At 25.7% G+C, this 20,467-nt stretch carries 25 protein-coding genes and 3 pseudogenes; 19 read left to right on the forward strand and 9 right to left on the reverse strand.

Annotated features, from left to right (window positions below; translation table 4 throughout):
* Positions 1-46: 46 nt before the first annotated feature.
* Together AACK93_RS01450 and AACK93_RS01455 are read right to left on the reverse strand one after the other, a co-directional pair.
* Positions 47-508: a dual specificity protein phosphatase gene (locus AACK93_RS01450; RefSeq protein ID WP_339024809.1), complete on the reverse strand. Its 462-nt coding sequence runs from the start codon at positions 506-508 to the stop codon at positions 47-49.
* Between the two features lie 52 nt (positions 509-560).
* Positions 561-1,668: pseudogene (locus AACK93_RS01455) on the reverse strand (IS3 family transposase).
* Between the two features lie 183 nt (positions 1,669-1,851).
* Between AACK93_RS01455 and AACK93_RS01460 the strand changes: the two are divergent.
* The 12 genes from AACK93_RS01460 to AACK93_RS01515 all read left to right on the forward strand — a co-directional run bounded on the left by AACK93_RS01460 (position 1,852) and on the right by AACK93_RS01515 (position 9,814).
* A complete protein-coding gene (locus tag AACK93_RS01460; RefSeq protein ID WP_339024811.1) occupies positions 1,852-2,304 on the forward strand; it encodes a hypothetical protein in 453 nt (150 codons plus the stop codon).
* A 3-nt stretch (positions 2,305-2,307) separates the two neighbouring features.
* Complete coding sequence (locus AACK93_RS01465; RefSeq protein WP_339024813.1) at positions 2,308-2,562, forward strand: hypothetical protein; 255 nt, start codon at positions 2,308-2,310, stop codon at positions 2,560-2,562.
* A gap of 28 nt (positions 2,563-2,590) precedes the next feature.
* A complete protein-coding gene (locus AACK93_RS01470) occupies positions 2,591-2,839 on the forward strand; it encodes a hypothetical protein (protein ID WP_339024814.1) in 249 nt (82 codons plus the stop codon).
* A 4-nt stretch (positions 2,840-2,843) separates the two neighbouring features.
* A complete protein-coding gene (locus AACK93_RS01475; protein ID WP_339024815.1) occupies positions 2,844-3,464 on the forward strand; it encodes a hypothetical protein in 621 nt (206 codons plus the stop codon).
* A 271-nt stretch (positions 3,465-3,735) separates the two neighbouring features.
* A complete protein-coding gene (locus tag AACK93_RS01480) occupies positions 3,736-4,071 on the forward strand; it encodes a hypothetical protein (RefSeq protein WP_339024816.1) in 336 nt (111 codons plus the stop codon).
* Between the two features lie 20 nt (positions 4,072-4,091).
* The gene (locus AACK93_RS01485; RefSeq protein WP_339024817.1) at positions 4,092-4,640 is read left to right on the forward strand and encodes a hypothetical protein; all 549 of its coding nucleotides are present in this window, start codon (positions 4,092-4,094) and stop codon (positions 4,638-4,640) included.
* 512 nt (positions 4,641-5,152) lie between these two features.
* The gene (locus AACK93_RS01490) at positions 5,153-5,392 is read left to right on the forward strand and encodes a hypothetical protein (protein ID WP_339024818.1); all 240 of its coding nucleotides are present in this window, start codon (positions 5,153-5,155) and stop codon (positions 5,390-5,392) included.
* Positions 5,393-5,743: 351 nt separating this feature from the next.
* The gene (locus tag AACK93_RS01495; protein WP_339024820.1) at positions 5,744-6,019 is read left to right on the forward strand and encodes a hypothetical protein; all 276 of its coding nucleotides are present in this window, start codon (positions 5,744-5,746) and stop codon (positions 6,017-6,019) included.
* Positions 6,020-6,040: 21 nt separating this feature from the next.
* Positions 6,041-6,682: a hypothetical protein gene (locus AACK93_RS01500; RefSeq protein ID WP_339024821.1), complete on the forward strand. Its 642-nt coding sequence runs from the start codon at positions 6,041-6,043 to the stop codon at positions 6,680-6,682.
* 37 nt (positions 6,683-6,719) lie between these two features.
* Positions 6,720-8,510 (forward strand): DUF2779 domain-containing protein, encoded by a 1,791-nt coding sequence (locus AACK93_RS01505; protein WP_339024823.1) that lies wholly within the window; start codon positions 6,720-6,722, stop codon positions 8,508-8,510.
* Entirely contained in the window at positions 8,504-9,442 is a 939-nt protein-coding gene (gene fmt / locus AACK93_RS01510; protein WP_339024825.1) for a methionyl-tRNA formyltransferase, read from the forward strand. Before AACK93_RS01505 ends, fmt begins: the two co-directional genes overlap by 7 nt.
* Positions 9,443-9,640: 198 nt before the next feature.
* Entirely contained in the window at positions 9,641-9,814 is a 174-nt protein-coding gene (locus tag AACK93_RS01515; RefSeq protein ID WP_339024827.1) for a hypothetical protein, read from the forward strand.
* A gap of 541 nt (positions 9,815-10,355) precedes the next feature.
* Here the strand turns inward: AACK93_RS01515 and AACK93_RS01520 are convergent.
* The 7 genes from AACK93_RS01520 to AACK93_RS01550 form a co-directional block, all read right to left on the reverse strand.
* Positions 10,356-10,532 (reverse strand): hypothetical protein, encoded by a 177-nt coding sequence (locus AACK93_RS01520; RefSeq protein ID WP_339024828.1) that lies wholly within the window; start codon positions 10,530-10,532, stop codon positions 10,356-10,358.
* Positions 10,533-10,979: 447 nt separating this feature from the next.
* On the reverse strand, positions 10,980-12,512 hold the full coding sequence (gpmI, locus tag AACK93_RS01525; RefSeq protein WP_339024829.1) for a 2,3-bisphosphoglycerate-independent phosphoglycerate mutase: 1,533 nt from the start codon (positions 12,510-12,512) through the stop codon (positions 10,980-10,982).
* A gap of 32 nt (positions 12,513-12,544) precedes the next feature.
* Positions 12,545-12,787 (reverse strand): HAD family hydrolase, encoded by a 243-nt coding sequence (locus AACK93_RS01530; RefSeq protein WP_339024830.1) that lies wholly within the window; start codon positions 12,785-12,787, stop codon positions 12,545-12,547.
* Between the two features lie 38 nt (positions 12,788-12,825).
* Positions 12,826-12,987, reverse strand: a complete 162-nt coding sequence (locus AACK93_RS01535; RefSeq protein WP_339024832.1) for a hypothetical protein — start codon at positions 12,985-12,987, stop codon at positions 12,826-12,828.
* Positions 12,969-13,208: an HAD hydrolase family protein gene (locus AACK93_RS01540; protein ID WP_339024833.1), complete on the reverse strand. Its 240-nt coding sequence runs from the start codon at positions 13,206-13,208 to the stop codon at positions 12,969-12,971. The genes AACK93_RS01535 and AACK93_RS01540 overlap by 19 nt, the downstream gene beginning before the upstream one ends.
* A 171-nt stretch (positions 13,209-13,379) precedes the next feature.
* On the reverse strand, positions 13,380-13,511 hold the full coding sequence (locus tag AACK93_RS01545) for a triose-phosphate isomerase (protein ID WP_339025447.1): 132 nt from the start codon (positions 13,509-13,511) through the stop codon (positions 13,380-13,382).
* Positions 13,512-13,777: 266 nt separating this feature from the next.
* Positions 13,778-14,137 (reverse strand): triose-phosphate isomerase, encoded by a 360-nt coding sequence (locus AACK93_RS01550; RefSeq protein WP_339024835.1) that lies wholly within the window; start codon positions 14,135-14,137, stop codon positions 13,778-13,780.
* A 978-nt stretch (positions 14,138-15,115) separates the two neighbouring features.
* On the opposite strand from AACK93_RS01550, the gene AACK93_RS01555 reads away from it, so the two are divergent.
* The 7 genes and pseudogenes from AACK93_RS01555 to AACK93_RS01585 all read left to right on the forward strand — a co-directional run bounded on the left by AACK93_RS01555 (position 15,116) and on the right by AACK93_RS01585 (position 20,465).
* A complete protein-coding gene (locus AACK93_RS01555) occupies positions 15,116-15,520 on the forward strand; it encodes a hypothetical protein (RefSeq protein WP_339024837.1) in 405 nt (134 codons plus the stop codon).
* Positions 15,521-15,714: 194 nt separating this feature from the next.
* Positions 15,715-15,864 (forward strand): hypothetical protein, encoded by a 150-nt coding sequence (locus tag AACK93_RS01560; protein ID WP_339024838.1) that lies wholly within the window; start codon positions 15,715-15,717, stop codon positions 15,862-15,864.
* A gap of 208 nt (positions 15,865-16,072) precedes the next feature.
* Positions 16,073-16,558, forward strand: coding sequence for a hypothetical protein (locus tag AACK93_RS01565; RefSeq protein WP_339024839.1), 486 nt, complete (start codon positions 16,073-16,075; stop codon positions 16,556-16,558).
* Between the two features lie 56 nt (positions 16,559-16,614).
* Positions 16,615-16,905: pseudogene (locus AACK93_RS01570) on the forward strand (transposase); the annotation flags it as partial.
* A 156-nt stretch (positions 16,906-17,061) separates the two neighbouring features.
* Positions 17,062-18,174, forward strand: a pseudogene (locus AACK93_RS01575) (IS3 family transposase).
* A 727-nt stretch (positions 18,175-18,901) separates the two neighbouring features.
* Positions 18,902-20,167 carry a transcription termination factor NusA gene (gene nusA / locus AACK93_RS01580; RefSeq protein WP_339024841.1) on the forward strand — a complete coding sequence of 422 codons (1,266 nt, stop codon included), beginning with the start codon at positions 18,902-18,904 and terminating at the stop codon, positions 20,165-20,167.
* Between the two features lie 19 nt (positions 20,168-20,186).
* Positions 20,187-20,465 carry a YlxR family protein gene (locus AACK93_RS01585; RefSeq protein ID WP_339024842.1) on the forward strand — a complete coding sequence of 93 codons (279 nt, stop codon included), beginning with the start codon at positions 20,187-20,189 and terminating at the stop codon, positions 20,463-20,465.
* Positions 20,466-20,467 lie beyond the last annotated feature (2 nt).

Raw genomic sequence — 20,467 nt, forward strand, 5'->3', positions numbered from 1 at the left:
TTCTAGTAGGCATAAAATGCTATAGTTATGTACCAAGTCTATTCTATTATATATAAGGAAACTCATGATTCAAATAATGTCAATAAGCGGGGTTTGGATTAGCACGAGAATAATTTTTTTTAAATTGTTTTCAAGCACTATGAAAGCTATCTTGTGATAAATGGTTATTAACAACTAAATAAATAAAGACTAACGAAGCACTACGATTAACCCCTCAAACACAATGAACAAAAACATTTTCTTCCTCTTTAAGATGTTCATCAATAAAATTTAAACCTGCTTTTAAAACCTTTTTGTCTAAGGTGCCAATTTCTGGATAATCTAACAAATTTAAATATAATTCTTTTTTATTATCGCTTAAATGAACTTGTTCTGATTGGTCATCAAGATTAGGAATTTTTTGAGCAAAAAAATCACTAGCAGCACTAACGATAAATTCACAAAATGCCGGCTTTGACTGATAATCTCCTAAATATAAATAATTAATAATTTTACGATAATTTTTCATTTTTATCTCCTTTTTCTTTTATGTGGAATGGCAACCCTTTTTAGGACAATTTTTATATAGACATTTGTTTTCTAAAAGTAACTGGAGATAAATAATTTAAACTGCCATGTATTCTAAGATTATTGTATCAATTAATGTAATCAAATAATTCAAGTTCTAATTGTGCAAGATCATTGAATTTTCTACCATTAATAAATTCTGTTTTAAAAACTTTATAAGTTGCTTCAGCAACTGCATTATCATAAGGACAACCCTTCGCATTCAATGATCTTTGAATTTTAAATGTAGATAATAATTGATCAATTATATTATTTTTAAACTCATTACCGTGATCGGTATGAAATAAAATTATTTGCTTTAATATTCGTGTTATCTTATGAAAAGCTTGTTGAATTAGTTCAGCGGTTTTATTTGGCCCAGCATTATAGCCAATTACTTCGCGATTAAACAAGTCAATTAACAAACAAATATAGTGTCATTTTCCTCTAACTTGCACATGTGTTAAATCACTAACACAACAGCTTTATTTGGTTTTATTGTTAAATTCACGGTTTAAACATTACTGATTTTGGCATTATTAGTTGTTGTTTTGTGATTACGATATTTTAATTTGGTGTATTTAGAAACCAAATTATTTTTGATCATAATGCATCTGATTTTTCGCCGCGATAAGATGATATCTTTTCTTATTAAAACGGCTTTAATTTTACGAGCCCCATAAATTTTGCGACTTTTATTAAACGCACCGATAACTTCTTGTTCATAATTATTAACCTGCTTGTTAGCACATTTATTAGGTTGATAATAATATGTTGATTTTGATAAACCCAAAATCTTACATATTTTCCTCACTGAATATTTGTTTTTGTTGTTATTAATTATTGTTATTTTTTGGCCATCATCAGTGTCGCTTGCTTTAAAATATCGTTTTCCATTCGTAATTGTTTTAATTCTTTTCGTAAGTAAATTAATTCATTTTCTTCATTACTTTGATTATCTTTTGCTTTAAAAGAATCATAATTATCGAATGATTTTATTCAATTATAAATAGCAGATTTTGAAATACCATATTCATTAATAATTTCAATAATGCTTTTCCCGTTTTGATAAAGCATGACAATTTGTTTTTTAAATTCATCTGTATATGAATTTTTGCCCATTTTTATATTCCTAATTTCTTAATAATTTTATTTTATTTTAAAGTCCACATAAATATGGTCAAACTTATTGTAACCTATCCAATTTTTTAAAGGTACTGTACTGATTGAGAAAAAAATAATACCAAAAACAAGGAAACCGGTATTCAAGAATATTTCGCTCTGGCACGGCATTTTGGTCATATTGTGCTGGCTGGCGGTCAAAGAGATAAACATATTTGAGTTAAAGTTCGTGATATTGCCAATAATGTGATTGTGGGAATTCGTAAAAAACCCGTTAATATTTTTCGTCCCTACTTAAAAGTTATCTATGGCACCTTTACGAGCATTGAAGAATATGAACGCTGACGAAACACTTTAATTGATGCTAAAAATAATAAAAAGGTTCGCCACATTAAATATCGTGATATTCCTGAACTTGATATTTATTTTTTTAAACTAAAAATTCCTTTACCAACACTTAACACTTACAATTCTTTTTACCTAGCATTTTTAAGAGATTACTTAAATTTAAAAGTTAATCCTGACTATGAAGACAAATACTATACTGACACAGCAATTGATTTAGAAGACTTAGAATATTTAAAAATGAATAAATTTAGCAAATTTTTAAGAAAAATGAAAGAAAAGGAACAATAAAAAATGGAAAATCTCGCAAAAATGGCCGACTTTCTTGCCCAAATGCTTTATAAAGTTTTTGATTTAATTTGAAGTCTTGAAGTGCCGGGAACAAAAATTCAACTAATATTTCCCTTGTTCTTAACACCGACTGTAGAATTTCTTATGACAATTATTCTTGGATTTGGTAGTCAACAAGTTAATTTAGAAAAACAACGCCAATACGCGGTTAAAAATAAAGGTCGATTAAGTACGTGATGAAAAGCTAAAAACAAATAAAACCAATAAAAAAACAAGGTAAGTAACGATGTTTAAACTAATTATTATTTTTATCTTAATAACTGTTTTTGAACTATTAGCTGGTAGTCATTTTGACACTTTAACAAACTATATTAGCGAAAGGCTTGCCAATTTCCAAAAGTTTATTACTAGCAATTTAACAATTTTAGAATTATTTAAACCAATGGCACGAACATTTTCGCAACACTCAATTTTTACCATTCTTGGTGTTACTTGTGTAATTATTGCTTTATTTATTGTGATTAAAGGTAGGTAAAAAAATGGAAAAATGAACTAAAAAACAAAAGCCAGAAATAGAGAATGACAAATTAAAAATTGCTAATGTCATATTAAAAAATAGTGTTAATACTCTTAAATACATAATAATGGAAAAAAATAACGAAATTTTAGAACTAGGAAAGTGAAATACTATTCATATTAATCAAAAATCAGACTTAATAATTGAAAACCGAAAATTAAAAATTTTTAAACACGAAAGGAGAATAAAAATGAAAAAACTTTTATGAAAATTATTTAAAAAAGATAATTCAAAAGAAAAAATGTCATTAAAATTAAGAATTAAAAATTCTTTTAAAAAGCAGTGGTTAAAAATAGTATTAAGTATCATTTTCATCTTTATAAGTTTATTAATTTGTGCATTAACAGTAATTGATACTAAATGAATAACCGGAACAAGTGATGAATTTAATAATTTTATGAATAAAGAAATGGTTGATTTTTTTGGTAAATTTAATAGTGGCATTGTGCTCGCGGGAATATTTGTTTTTTGATGAGGCGGAGCAATATATTTTGCATTTAAATTTGAAAAATTCATCCGCTTTATTATTCAGAAAATTAAAGCAAAAAGAACCTTGAAAAATGAAATAAAACAAACTCATTAATTCTTTAAAAAAATATTGATGGAGAATTTTGTCTTACATTTTTATAATTGTTATCTTTTTCATTCCATTTTTAAAATTGGAAATTAATGATTTGAAATTATTATATGAAAAATTTGAAGTATTAATTTCATTTATGATACTAGGATATTTAGATATATGCATTACAATTACAATAGCTGTAATTATAAATTGTGGTATTGAGTGACTTACTAAAAAAATCAAAACTAAAAGAACAATGAAAAATAAAATATTTTAAAAAGAAGTGATAAAAATGTTTATGAAAATATTTATCGTGTTAATAATTATTAGTTTCAATAATATTTTTACCATTCCCTCAAACATTAACAATGATAAAACAACAATACAACTAATTAGAACTAAAAGACAAAGTGATAAAATTTATAATTTTGAAATCAAGGGCTTAAAAAAAGTAAAATTTCTTATTTTAAAAAATAACAATCAACTTTTTGTAGTTAACATAGATAAAAAAGATAATATCAATTTAAATGAAAAGATACCAGAAATAAAAGATTTAGACACTTTTACTTTTTGATTTACAAAAGAATTTGAAAATAGTCAAAGTAAACAAAAAAAATTAAACAACTAATAACTACACACGGACAAAAAATGCCTGATACTCACCATAATATTCCTTATAAAGGAGTTAACAGACCCAGACCGCATGAAGTTTGAATAATTGATAAAAAAATAACAATTAAAGCACAAGGTACAGAGTTGGATGATTTTAAAGTTAATAACATCATAGACTACATATTACAAGAAACAAATGATTTTGAAATCGAAATTAAAAAAGATAGTACCGACATTAACTTACCAGCAACAATCACTAATTTTGATGGTAATCATAAATACAAAGATGTTATTGATAACCTTGACTACTTAATGATTCATCGTGGTGATTTTGATAAATTTAATTACTCGTATCTCTATTGAACACCCGTATTTAATTTCATTGACACCCTAGAAAAAAGTTATTACAAAGAATTTGCGATTAAAAATCACGGCTTTAAAGACGAAAGCTATTTTTATCATAAAACTTCTGGTAGTGATAAAAATGTAGTAAATGAGAATGTTTTGAAAATTAAGGCATTTAACAAAACTCTAATTGCTGGAAATAAGTATTTACAATTACTACACGGTAAAAAGGAAATCTAAAAATATAGCGCTAGCGCTGCGAATTCTAATGATTATTACCTAATTAAGTACCTTTTTGGAACTTTAAATTATCTTAATGTTAAATTTAGTTTTCTGCATTATGATCCTGAATTAAAAAACGACATTTACCTTTATTTTAAAAACAACATTCCTGATATTAACAACAGCAATTACAAAAATGTTTTTGACGAAATCTACGAGATCCTTGGCAACTTTTTTGCTAGTTTATTTTACGCTACTTTTGACATGGACGAAAAAACTTATATCAAAATTGATTTTAAAGGCACGATGTTGCCGAATATTTTCAACTTGCATAAAAAGAAACTAAAACTATAATTGATGTCAAAAATAAGGATTTATATATTCAACTAGATGAGACATTTTTAGCAACATTAGACCATAAAGTTAAACAAGACCAAAGAATTCGTTTAGTTACTTTTCATACCGGACATAAAGAAAAAAATTACAAAAACACTCGTAGAGAATTAGAAAACAAACGAGGTCATTTTCTAATGTTAAAAATTGGTAAGCGAATAAATACGATGGATTATCGTGATTTATTAATTAGAGAATTACAAAAACATTATGTGAGCATTAATTATGATAAAATGGTTGTTTGTGGTGATGGTGATGCTTGAATTAGAGAAATTGCCAATAGTTTCGATAATGTTAGATATATTTTAGATGGTTATCATGCTATTAAAAAATTACAGCAAACGGCATTAATATTATTTTTGAAAATCGCAAAGTAAAACTAAATAGTTGAATTAATTATAAAGATAATGCTGTAACAAATAAATATAATAGGTTTAAGTAAGTAAAAATATAAAATTAATATATATTTAGTCAAAATTTAATAAAATTAATAATTTTTTATTGTGTAAAAATTCAATAATATGATAAAATGGTAACGGATAAAAATGACAATAACAAGAAAGGTATGATTAGTTTAGTAATTAAATAATATAATTAGCTGATTTTTTTACTTCTTCAAAGCAATACCTAAGAAAACTAAACGCGAACCAAACTTATGCGCCCTTAAAAAAATAGTAAAAAAGATGTATAAGTACTTATGTACATTTAAAAAAGTGTAGGTAGAAAAAATGAGTTATTATTTACAATCAAAATATCAATTTTCACATCATGTTATTCTTCGCATTAAACAACGATTAAATTTGAAGCATTTAAATGCTATGAAATTAAAAATGCATTGTTTACAATTAATTAATGAGTCGTTTTATGTTGTAGATATAAAAGATGATATTTATGTGCAAATTAATGATAGTGATTTATATTTTGTTGTTGATAAAAAATCTAATTTGATTAAAACAATAACGCCAATAAGTCAAGAGCGTTTATTAAGTATTATTGAAACTTAATTATTAAGGAGGGAATAAATAATGTTTTTAGTAACAGGTGATTTACAAAATGGACAAACTACTTGGGTAATGTTAGGTTTAATTATTATTATTGTAGTTGTAATGATAGTTTCTTCAATACGAAAACAAAAACAAGATAAAATTGAAAAAGAAAAACGCCAAAAAGAAGTTAGAGATAAAATTAAGCAGTATTTAAGAATTAATGATAATATTATGCATAAAAGAATTGAATATGATAAAGTAATTGCTAGAGCGGGTAAAGATTATAAATATCGTGATGTTTTTGATGTTGTTATCAAATTATATGATTCAAAATCAAATCAGTTATATGCTACTAAAGCTTTTGAAGTTGAAGGTTTAACAAAACAATTAAGTAAAAAAAAATATGAAACAACTTGAAAAGTTAATCATGAATTAGAGTTAGAAGAAACTTTAATTCGTTTGCAAAAAGAACAAAAGAAAAGTTATTGAAAGACGACTAAGGCCGGGCGAGCACAAATTAGATTAGAGCGCAAGGAAGCAAAAATAATAGAAAAAGAAGAAATGAAAAAAATTAAACAAGAGAAAAAAATAAAAGCAACTAAAAAAGTTGTACAAAATAAAAATGAAGTTCTTATTAAGATTAAGCGACAACCTAATGAGAAGTTTGGTGCTAAAAAATAAATATTTTAATTAATTCATAATTTAAGGAAATGACAAAATGGTTCATAAAATATATAAAAAAGATTACAAAAATTATCGTGAATGTGCTAAATTGTCTTTTCTTTTACGAAAAGAAAATCATCAAAAGACAATTCAATGGCATGATAGGGAGTTAACTTATTTTTTTAGTTTATTTGAATTTGATGATGAAAGTCAAAAAGATGACTTGACGAATATTTCTGCTCGTAGTTTAGAATTATTAGCGAACGATGATTATAGTTTTACTGATTTAGAGGTAATTAATAGTGAAACTATTCTTGATGGTTTAGAAGTAGGTTATCATGCTAAACAATATTTTTTACGGAATTATCATTGTTTTGATTTAGATACTTATGAAAAACATCTTGTGGCAAATAAAACTGTAGAAAAAATTCTTGATACTAATCTTGAAGTATTGTTTGAACCACGATTTGAATATAATGACTGTGTTACAAAAGTTGATGTTTTAAAACGAAATGGTACCGGTTGAGACTTAATTGAAGTTAAGGCAACAACTAAGGTTCATCGCGAACATTTATATGATGTTCTTTATCAATATTATATTTTGACTAATTGTAATATTGAGATTAAAAATATTTATTTAATGCATTTAAATGGTTTTTATTTTCATCAAGGTGATTTAGAATATGATAATTTGTTTACTTTAGCAAATAAATATAATTTAACAACTACTGGTTCAAAGCAAGAAAATATTATGGTTGGTGTAAAAAAAGATTTAGCGAATCGAGATTTTAATCAAGATGTTCAGCGAATTAAAGATATTTTTCAAATGCCAGTAGTTGAAACATTAGCGTGGTTAAAGACTAATCAATGCCATAATCGGGGTAAATATAATTATTGTGTTCATGTTTATGCTAAATTACCAAAAGAGCATACAATATTTAATCTTTATCGATTAGTAAAAACTAAAAAAGCAAGATTATATTATGAAGATAATTTTTTGTCACTTTATACATCTAATTTTTTTGATCTTAATTTAACAATTAATCAATATCGACAAATTAAAGTTGTCCAAAATTTAGAGGGTGTTGTTTCATTTTCAGAGCGAAGATATTTACAAAGTATATATAAGGAATATGTGTATCCGATTTATATGTATGATTTTGAAACTGTTAAAAGTGCCATTCCGAAATATGAAAATAGTACACCGTATGAGCAAATTCCATTTCAATATTCAGTTCATATTTTATTGGATAATAAATTTAATGAAGAAAAACATAATATTAAACATTATAGTTATTTAGCTGATGGGGTGAAAGATCATCGCTTAATTTTAGTAGAAAAATTAATTAAGGATTTAACACGATATGGCATAGGTACTTATGTTGCATATAATAAGAGTTTTGAAAAGCAAGTTTTAAAAAAAATGACATTATTATATCCGATTTATGAAGAAATATTAATGCAAATTTCTGATCGGACTATTGATTTAATGGATTTCTTTAAAAATTTTGCAATTTATAAAGCAGAATTTAATGGTAGTTTTTCAATTAAGAAAACATTACCCGCTTTTAAGCCGGAATTTTCTTATGATGATTTAGAAGTGCAAAAGGGAACCAATGCTTCAAGTTTATTTCGTAAACGGTTATATAATGAATTGCAAAAAGATAATAATCATTTGTTTTTCTTGAAATTAAATGATGCTTGAAAAACTATTAGTTTGCAACGATGACAAGATAATTATGTTAAAAATCTGTCGCTATATTGTGAACGCGATACTTATGGGATGGTAGTTTTGTTCGCTAAAATTTCTGAATTGTTGCAAGAGCAGGGGTGAATTGAATGGTAACGAAAGTCATTTTTATGGGAACACCGATTTTTGCTAAAGAAGTATTATTAAAATTATTAACGATGGATTTTATTGAAGTTGTTGCTGTTGTTTGTCAGCCTGATCGGAAGGCAGGAAGAAAGCAAGAAATGAGGATTGGTGCTGTTAAGCAAGTAGCATTATCATCAAAATTGAGGATTTTTCAACCAGATAATATTAATGATATTGTTTTGGAACTAGATAATTTAAATGCTGATTTAATAATTACATGTGCTTATGGTCAATTTTTGGGAAAGAAGATTTTACAATTAGTATCGAAAGGTTGCTTAAATATTCATGCTTCGTTATTACCTAAATTACGAGGTGGAGCACCAATTCATTGAGCGGTAATTAATGATGAAAAAGAAACTGGTATTAGTTTAATGAAAATGACATCACAAATGGATGCGGGACCAGTATTTGTTCAAGAGAAAGTTAGTTTAATAGCAAATGAAACGGCAAATAGCTTGCATTATCGTTTGATTTTGTTAGCAAATATGATGTTAGAAAAATATTTATTCTTAATAATTAGTGGTAAAATTACTCCAGAAATCCAAAATGAACGATTTGTATCGTTTGGTTTAAATATTAAACGAAATAATGAAAAGATTATTTGAAATGTTGATGCTAGAAAAGTAACTTGTCAAATTCGTGGTCTTTTTGAAATCCCATTAGCTTATACAACTTATGAAAATAAGATTTATAAAATTCATCAGGCGATTGTATATGATATTAATAAACAGGAAGAAGAAGCGGGAACAATTTTATCATTTCAACAAGATGGTATTGAAGTTCAAACGGGTAAAGGGAGTATTTTAATTCAAAGATTACAACCTGAGGGTAAAAAAACAATATTGATTGAAAATTTTTATCAAGGACAACATCCTTTGAAAATAGGAACAAAATTTATTTAAGGAAAGGATTTGAAAGGAAAATGTATCGTTTTCGTTAATTAGACTTAGACTTTGTACATAACCAAAAGAAGTTTACCAGTTGATAGATAACATCCTATTAGCTATAGCAATTTGTTTCTTTTTGCAATAAAAAAATGAATGGGGTGGGTTTCCTAAAAATATACACGCTATTAAATTAGTTCCAAGGGCAGGATTAGGATGCGAACATTAAAGTGTAGAAAAATTTGAGCCTGTCCAAAATTCTGTGTCTCGATAATTCATTCTGGATTCTATTCAGAAGAAGTAGAACAAAAAATTATAAAAAAGCAAAAACGGTCGCGTTTAGTTTTCTTAGGTATTTTTAAAAAAAGAAAAAATAATTATTTACTATAAATTATTTCAATATCCAAATTAAGTATATATTTATTATGTATGATTTTTGTTGTAAAAACTTATTTTAATGTTGTTTTTATAAGCTTTTTCCTTAGTTTTTATAACCTTTTATTGAGATTATGTTTGTTGATATTAAATATTTTGTTTTATTATTTATTTTCTAAATAAAATGATAATTAAATTTTCGTTGCTTTTCATTAAAAATTATTTAAACCTTTTCCTACCTAGCCAAAACTTTATGCGTCCGGCAAAATCTCTGATACAATTGATAAAGTTGCTGATTATTTTTTAGAAGTAAAATTTAAAGACAAAGTGAATTTAAGTTAATTACTTAGAGACACAGTTAATTGTACAATCCCGAATTTTTTCTACTAATTGAAGTAATAAAAAAGCATACAAAGTAAAAGAAAGACATTTTACGGCCTTTCTTTCAAGGAATGTGGTTATCCATGAAACCACCCACCCCCCACTTCAATTCGTTCGTCACAAAGTAACGGTAAAATTGGGCGGTTTCATCAACATTATACTAAATTATTTTATATTAAGGATAAAAAAATAAATCAAAACGAACTACAACATTTCTTAAATCAATATTATTACTATTACAACTTTCAAAGCTGTCATTCAGCATCACAAAATAAATCGCCATTTCAAAAATTACGAGAATTAATAAATTAATTTTTCTTTTTTTAAGATTTTTCTTGATTGTGCAAAACATCTGTGATATTACAATACATTTAATGTAATATACCACAGAATTATGACAAGAACAAGTGGTTTAAGATCACGTTTATTTTTCTTAGATATTTTTTAAAAAATAAAAAATAATCATTTACTATAAATTATTTCAATATGCAAATTAAGTATATATTTCTTATGTATGATTTTTGTTGTAAAAAATTATTTTAATGTTTTTTTATAAGTATTTTGCTTATTTTTTATAACCTTTTATTGAGATTATGTTTGTTGATATTAAATATTTTGTTTTATTACTTATTTTTTAAATAAAATGATAATTAAATCATGATTGTTTTTCTTTCAAAATTATTTAAATCTTTACCTACCTAACAAAACTTTATGCGTCATACCAAGTCTAATAAAAAAAGCCTTTAAAATTTCAACTTTTTTATCTTCTGGAATATATTTACCTTCCTTCAAAGTAAAGTTATTTTTTAATAATTGATTTACTTGTCATTTCACCAGAAATACTAATTCCTAATAAATCACAAATTGTTGGAGCAATATTTGCTAAACTAATATCAGTATTTGTTACCAATTCTAAATCAGATTTAGTAATAACTAATGGTACTAACTGTGAAGTATGTTTCTTATTAATATCACCAGTCCCATCAATCATAATTTCAGCATTACCATGATCAGCTGTTAATACCATAATCCCCTCTAAAGACTTTAATGGTTCATATATTTCTTTTAAACATTTATCAACTACTTGTAATGCTTCAATAGTAGCTAATAAATTACCAGTATGTCCTACCATATCAGGATTAGCAAAATTAAGAACAATCAAATCATATTTTTGCATTTTAAGTTTACTAATTAATTGCTTAGTAACCTCGTTGGCGGCCATTTCTGGTTTTAAATCATAAGTATCAACTCGTGGTGAAGGAACTAATATGCGATCTTCACCAGAAAACATAATATCTCTGCCACCATCAAAAAAATAAGTAACGTGAGCATATTTTTCAGTTTCGGCAATTCGTAATTGTTCTAATCCTTGCTTACTAATTCATTCACCAAGACCATTATTTACATTTTGACTTCGAAAAGCAATTTGATTAACTTTAACATCAACACTATATTCTGTCATTGTTACAAAAAATAAATTATTACGAACTACTTCTGAATTTCACACATATTCACGATTAGTTACTGCCGCGGCTAATTGAATAGCACGGTCAGGACGGAAATTAGTAAAAATTACACTATCTTTATCTTTAATATAACCATCAACAACTTGTTCATTATATGCCGGAATAATAAATTCATCATTACGAGAACAATCATATTCATCATCAATATATGTTAAAGGATTAGTAAAACTAACTCCACTCCGTTGCATAATGACATCATATGCTAACTTTATTCGCTCTCATCGTTGGTCACGATCCATTGCATAATATCTTCCCGAAATACTAGATAAATATCCAACTTGTAATTCATTCATTACAGACATTAACTTTGTTAAGTACTCTTTAGCAACATCCTGTTTAGTATCACGACCATCTAAAATCGCATGCACATAAACATCTTTAAACTGCTGTTCTTTTGCCATTGTCAAAATTGCTAATAAATGATTAATATGCGAATGCACACCACCATCAGATAATAAACCAATAATATGCAATCGAGAATTATTATTTTTAGCTTGATAAATGGCAGCCAACAGTGCTGGATTTTTATAAAAAGATTTATCACTAATAGCATTATTAATTAATGATAATGATTGATATAAAATTCTCCCAGCACCAATATGTAAATGTCCCACTTCCGAGTTTCCCATTTGCCCGTCTGGTAAACCAACTCACTTTCCCGAAGCGTGAATTTCTAACGACGGGTAAGTACTTTGTAAATATTTAAAATGTTCCATATTGGCTTTCATAACAGCATTAGATTCTCGTTCAGTAGCAATGCCAAAGCCATCTAAAATTGCTAATAATATTGGATTTTTAGTTCTCATCATTCTCTTTCCCTATCTTATTTTCATCAATATTATTTTAAAATATATTTAAGTATCGCTTTACCAACATCATTTTCATTATTATTATCACACATATCTGTTGATACTTTTATTAAATCTGAATGACCATTTTTCATCATTATTCCTAAACCAACTTTTTGTAACATTTCATAATCATTTAAAGAATCACCAATTGTCATACAATTTTTTAGTTTAAGATGTCATTTATTCACAAGAAACTTTAAAGCTTTAGATTTATCAAAATTTGCTAGCATAATTTCTAAATATTAATATTTTTCTAACAGCGATGATGTTATTCTAATTCGTTCATTAGCTCAATTTCAATTTTAAAATTTTCACAAATCTTATCCTCTAATTCATCTAAACTAATAGTTAATGTATAGCAAGCCGGCAATGATTGCTGATCACTTAAAATCTTTAACTTATATTTAGGATTTATTTTTGTTTCCCGCATAATATCAACTGATTTTTTCTTGTATAGGAATAATTTTTTAAACCATAACCTCAAAAATTCAAATCATATTTTTTAATAATTTCATAAATATATTTTTTATCTTCTTCATTTAAATGAGCATTTCAAATATTCTTTTTAGTTTTTAAATCATAAATAACACAATCATTAAAACAAATAATATGTTGTGCATACTCATCTAACTTTAATTGCTGAGCATACAAAAATGCTGCACCAGGGGGGCCGCCCCGCTGCTAAAATAACTTTAATACCTTTCTTCTTTCTTTTGTGCTTGAATAATAGTATCCCTAGTATCTATTATCATCTAATATTTTTCCTTTATCAGTTTTAATAAAGTGCCATCAATATCAATTGCAATTACTTTAATATTCATACTATTTACACTCCTTAGAAATTAATCAACTTGCAATGAATGATGCACCACCAATTAATGCTCCATCAATATCTGATGATTGTTCTAAAAGTGCTTTAATGTTATTTGATTTAACAGAATCACCATATTGAATTCTCTTCTCGCCTTAGTACTTATTGTGTGCGACATTATACATTTCCATTATATTTTTACGAATAAACCGACAAACTCGTTGTGCTATACTTCTACTATTACTGTTTTCCCAGTTCCAATAGCTCAAACCGGTTCATAAGCAATAACAATTTATTCTAACTGTTTCTCATTAACATTTTCTAATTCTATCTTTAATTATTGAGCAACAATTACTTCTGTTTGCTTATTAATATATTCTTCTTCCGTTTCAACACAACAAATAATAATTTAAAAATTATTTTCTAAAACCTTTAAAACTTTTTTATTGACAATCCTATCAATTTCATTAAAAAGACTTTTTCCTTCAGAATGCCCTAATACAACACAGGAAAAATCCATAGTTTTTAATAATAATGGTGAAAATTCTCCTGTAAATGCACCAGCATTTTCAAAATGACAATTTTGAGCACTAATAATTAATTTACTAGCCTCACGAATAATAGATGTTTCCGATAAAGGAAAACTAACAGCAATTCCGGCATCAATATTATGGTTTATCATTTTCTGTTCAACTTGCAAAATAAAATCTTTTGTTTCATTAATATTTTTATACATTTTTCAATTACCGATAATAATTGGTTTAAGCATTTAAATAATTTCTTTCTTAATTGTTTTCCTCTCTGATTATAATATATCTATTTTTGGATATGTTGTCACTAGAAAATAGCAATTTCCAATAAAAAACTTTATCAATAAAAGATAAAGTTTTTTATTTTTTCTTTATTTTAATTCTTTTCTGAGATTTTAGTTTAGCATTTTTGAGAAGCTTTTTTTGCTTTTTTCAAATCTTGATTATTTTTCTTAATAATTTTTTTCTCTTTTTTAAACTGGATAAGTTACAATAAGTTGAACCATTTTTATATTCCTATTTTCTTAATAATTTTATCTTATTTTGAAAGTCCACATAAATATGGTCCAACTTATTGTAACTTATCCAAACTTACTTTCACATTTCCATATAATCAAATTAAACAAAATGAAATTAAACAACTAATAACTAAATACGGACAAAAAATAAACGAAGATAGTGATAGTGAATAATGAATAATTAATAAAAAAATAACAATCAAAACACAAGGCACAAATCTAATTGAAATTGACAATAATGACAATACAATAAATTACAGATTAGATAAAGTAAATGATTTTAATATAGAAATTGAAAAAAAATAGTACCAATATTGAATTACCAACAGCAACTATTAACTTTGACGGTAATCATAAATATAACAATGTTATTGAAAACCAGTATTTAATTTCATTGACACCTTAGAAAAAAATTATTATAAAGAATTTACCATTAAAAATCGCGGTTTTAAAAACGAAAGCTGTTTTTATCATAAAAATTTTACTAGTGAAGAAAAAATAAATAAAAATATCTTAAAAATCAAGGCATTTAACAAAATTCTAATTGCCGGAAACAATTATTTACAATTATTACAGGTTGAAAATGAAATCTGAAAATACGGAGCCGAAAAGAATAATGATTCTTACTTAATTAAGTATCTTTTTGGTATTTTAAATTACCTCAATGTTGGATTTAGTTTTTTAAGACACGACCCTGAATTGAGGAAAGATATTTACCTTTATTTTAAAAACAACATCCCTAATTCTAATATTAACATTAACAATTATAAAAATATTTTTAGCGAAATCTATGAAATTCTCGGCAATTTCTTTGCTAGTTTATTTTATGCTATTTTTGATATGGACGAAAAAACTTATACTGAAATTGATTTTAAGGGCATAGAAAACTATAAGAAAGATTACTTTATTCAAATCGGTTTCTTTTATCGCTCGTTAATTACCTTCTATCCCAAAAAATATTTAATCAATGTTACTGGTAATTCGGAATTACTACTAAGAAGTTATTTCTTTACTTTTGACAAAAAAATGCACCAAGAAAATTATAATGCTATTAAAAATAGTAACATTATCTATCAAATTGAATTTAATGTCCTTAAATCTTAAGATAATAAACTCATTGCCTTACCAACCATCAAAACCGCTAACAGTATTAAAATTATCTTAACATCGATATTGATATTCGCTACGATATTAATATTTTTCATTAACTTTTCCATTTTATAACAAAGATAATACCCCTGACTACAATTTTAAAATCTACAACTTTAATGTTTTAAATTCTACAGCATTTACCCCTGATGAGTTCAAATAATAGTGAATGAGACGATTTAATTCCACCGGCAAATTGCAAATATTCTGGACGATGAATACCCACATTTAACGATGTTAGCTGCGCGATTCAAAATGCTAGTATCAAAATGTTAAACTGAATGCTGACGGCTTCATAAATCATTACCATTTTACAACCATTAGCAATCATTGCAAAAGCAAAAATTAACTTTTCAACTGCTACTTTCCCGGTTTTTAAAACAGTACCAGCTTTTTATTATACATTTCAATTTTTAATCAGTTTTGCCATTTTTCTAATGATTTTACAAATTTTTGTATAATATATATATATATATATTGAAAAAATAAAATAAAGGAGTTAATTTTATGAAATTTTTAAATATAACAGCTCTTTTAGGAATAACAACATTACCAATAGTTGGATGCTCTAAAAAAGAAAATAAATCAGTAGAACAAAATAATAAAGATAACAATAAAGATAACAATTTTGAAATCAAAGACTTAGAAAAAGTTAGTTTTTTAATTTCGAAACGAACAAACAACATTATAGAAGTTAAAATAGATATTAAAAATAATATTAATATAAATGAAAAATTACCAGAATTAAAAAATTTAAATAAACTTATTTTCACATTTCCATATAATCAAATTAAACAAAATGAAATTAAACAACTAATAAATAAATACGGACAAAAAATAGACGAAGATAGTGATAGTGAATCATGAATAATTAATAAAAAAATAACAATCAAAGTACAAGGCACAAATCTAATTGAAATTGACAACGATGACAATACAATAAATTACAGATTAGATAAAGTAAGTGATTTTAATCTAAAAATTGAAAAGTAGTATTTAAATTTAAGAGCCTGTCAAAAATTCTGTGTCTCGATAATTCATTCTGAATTATACTTAAACGAAGGAGAACAGAAAATGACAAAAAAATAAAAAAAGAACCTGATGCAATTGATAAAGTTGTGGATTATTTTTTAGAAAATATTGATAATCCACAAGATTTATTTAAAGACAATACTATTTTTCAGGAATTTACCAGAAAATTAACTGAAAGAATGTTAAATGCAGAAATTAAAGATCATCTTGAAACAGATGAGAATCATAGTAAAAGAAATTGCAGAACACAAAAAACCATTATTACTAAAAATAGTTCAATCGTAATTAATGTACCAAGAGATCGAAACAAGGTCGCGTTTAGTCTTCTTAGGTATTTTTTTAAAAAAAAGAAAAAATAATCATTTACTATAAATTATTTCAATATGCAAATTATGGATAGGCTACAATAAGTTGGATCATAATTATATAGACTTCGAAATTATTAAGAAAGAAGGAATATAAAAATGGGAAATAAAACCTCATACTCTGAAGAATTTAAAAAACAAATTGTCATGCTATACAAAAATGGCAAAAGTGTTATTAATTTAGGGAAAGAATATAATTTACCAAAACCAACTATTTATAGTTGAGTTAAAAATTATAATAATTCTGGTTCATTTAAAGCAAAAGACAATCGCACACTAGAAGAAAATGAAATAATAACTTTACGAAAAGAACTTAAAGACTTAAAAATGGAAAATGACATTTTAAAGCAAGCCGCACTGATGATGGCCAAAAAATAACAATAATTAATAGCAATAAGAAAAAATATTCAATAAGAAAAATGTGTAAATTATTAAATATTTCAAAATCCGATTACTATTATCAAATTAATAAATACACAAGGAAAATAGTGAATAATTATAATCAAGAAATTATCAGTGCATTTAACGAAAGCCGCCAAGTCTATGGAGCTCGAAAAATCAAAGTAGTATTATAGCTCATAAAAGTATTAACCTATCTAGACGCAAAATTAGAAACATTATGAAAAACAATAATTTGATATCAAAGTACACAAAAACAAGACTTAAATGCAAAAATATTCAAGTAAATAATGATCCAGTAAATAACATTGTAAACCGAGACTTTAATAATAGAAAAATAAATGAAATTATCGTTAGTGACTTAACTTATATAAAGTGGGTTTTAAATGATTTTATGTGTGTCTCCTAATTGATTTGTATAATCGCGAGATTGTTGGTTATAGTTCCGGACCAAATAAAAATACGGAGTTGGTTTATCAAGCTATTATGCGAATTACTAGACCATTATCAAAAATTGAAATATTTCATACCGACTGAGGTAATGAGTTTAAAAATAATATAATTGATCAATTATTATCTACATTTAAAATTCAAAGATCATTGAGTGCGAAGGGTTGTCCATATGATAATACAGTTGCTGAAACAACTTATAAAGTTTTTAAAACAGAATTTATTAATGGTAGAAAATTCAATGATCTTGCACAATTAGAACTTGAATTATTTGATTACATTAATTGATACAATAATCTTAGAATACATGGCAGTTTAAATTATTTATCTCCAGTTACTTTTAGAAAACAAATGTCTATATAAAAATTGTCCTAAAAAGGGTTGCCAATCCATTTTTTAGTATTTAAGGAAATGTTTTCAATGTTTTTCATAATAAATTTCCTTTCTTATAGATAAACTAAGTTATATTAACTAAGTTAGTTAACTTAGTTTTTTAAACACTTATATATCGCAGATTTAAGTGTTTAAAAAACTTTGTTAGTAAATTTTGTTTTTTAATTAGATAAAGATTTTAATAATTTTAAACTTAACATACCCCCATATAGAAATTTTTACACTTTAATATTCGCGCCCTACCTTTGGAACTAATTTAATAGCGTGTATATTTTTAGGAAACCCATCTATTCATTTTTTTATTGCAAAATGAAACAAATTGCTATAGCTAATAGGGCGTTATCTATTAACTGGTAAACTTCTTTTGGTTATGGCGACCACCCACAATTTATCGTGCTTTAATACATACCAACATTATTAATTCACTTGTATTTAATTTTCAAAGAACAAATTTTTAACACCTTATAAAATAAAAAGACAATCATTGCTGACTGTCTTAATACTTATTCAAACATTTTCCCGCCTAACAAAACTAAACGCGACCATGATTAGTTTAGTTATTGTATTAGTGGTCAAAACATTATATAATTAACAAGCAATTAGAGCAGATGAAGGTGAGGGAAACACTCACCTTCATCTAATTTAAAAGTCATAATTAAAATGTTGACAATAATAATGTTGGAAGGAGCAGAAAAAGATGATTGACGGAATAGAAATTTTAAAAGCAATTGATCTTTTGGCAGAAGAAAAGAAAATTGATCGCAGTTTAATTATTGAGGCTATTAAAGAAGGAATAATAAAAGCTTATGAAAAATATTTAGATCCACAAGCCTTATTAAAAGTAGATTTTGATGAACAAACTGGTCAAATTAAAGTTTATCGTTTATTAACGATTGTTAGTAAGGTTGAAGATGAGTTTGCTGAAATTTTATTAGATGATATTAAAAATTTAGAGAAAAATTTAAAAATTGGTGATATATATTATGAACCTGTAGATACTGATGAATTTTCTCGTTTGGCGGCGTTACAAGTAGCACAAATTCTAAAACAACATTTAAGAGAGGCAGAAAAAGAAGTTGTCTATGAAAAATATATTTCTAAAAAAAATGATATTTTAATTGGAACAATTGATAATATTGAAGAAAACTATTATTTATTAAAAATTGTTGATCGTACTTTTGTAATTTTGCCTAAAAAAAATATTATTCCCACAGAGAAATTTTATTTAGGCGATAAAGTAAAGTTTTATGTTGAAGATGTTAATAAAACTAAAAATTTTGGACAAATTTTAGCTTCAAGAACTCATCCAGGATTTTTAACAAGATTGCTAGAAATTGAAGTTCCTGAAATTTATGAAGGAATAATTGAAATTAAAGCCATTGCAAGAATTGCAGGACAAAGATCAAAAGTTGCAGTATTTTGTAATGACTCAACTATTGATCCGATTGGCGCTTGTGTCGGTAATAAGGGACAAAGAATTCAAAGCATTATTAGTGAATTGAATGGTGAAAAAATTGATCTTATTAAGTGAGATAGAGAAACAAAAACATTTATTATTAATGCTTTATCGCCAGCTAAAGCGATTTCTATTAGTTTAGATGAACAAACTAATGAAGCTAATATTATTGTTGCTGATGAGCATTATTCAGTAGCTATTGGTAAAAAAGGAATAACAGCAAAATTAACAGCAAAATTAACAAAATGAAAAATTAGTATTATTTCTTTCAGTGATGCTTTAAATCAAAATATTGCTTTTAAATGAAATGGTAATTTATCGGAACAACAAATACAAGATTTAAAAAATAAACATCAATTTAAAAGAAAGAAAGATAAATTGCCTGTAAACTTAAAAATAAGTATTGAAGAAGTAGATAATATTGTTAATGAAGAAAAACGATTAACGCAAGATAATATTGATAATAATAATGCTGAATTAGATAGCGATGAATTAGATAAAAATTAAATAAAGGAAAAAATTATTTGTGACAAAACAAAAATTAGTATATCGGCAATGCATAGTTACAAAAGCTGTTGTTTTACGAAGTGATTTAATAAGAATTGTTAAAACAAAACAAGGACAAGTTTTTATTGATTTAAATTATCGTCTTGCTGGTAAAGGCGCTTATGTTAAGCGAGAAGTTGTTATTATTGAAAAAATGCAAAAAAAACAATTATTAAAAAAAATTTTTAAAACACAAATTACTGATGAGATTTATTTATTATTAGTAAAAATTGTAAAAGAACAGGATAATAACAATTAATT

The sequence above is a fragment of the Spiroplasma endosymbiont of Agriotes lineatus genome, assembly GCF_964019485.1.
GTDB lineage: Bacteria > Bacillota_I > Bacilli_A > Mycoplasmatales > Nriv7 > Nriv7.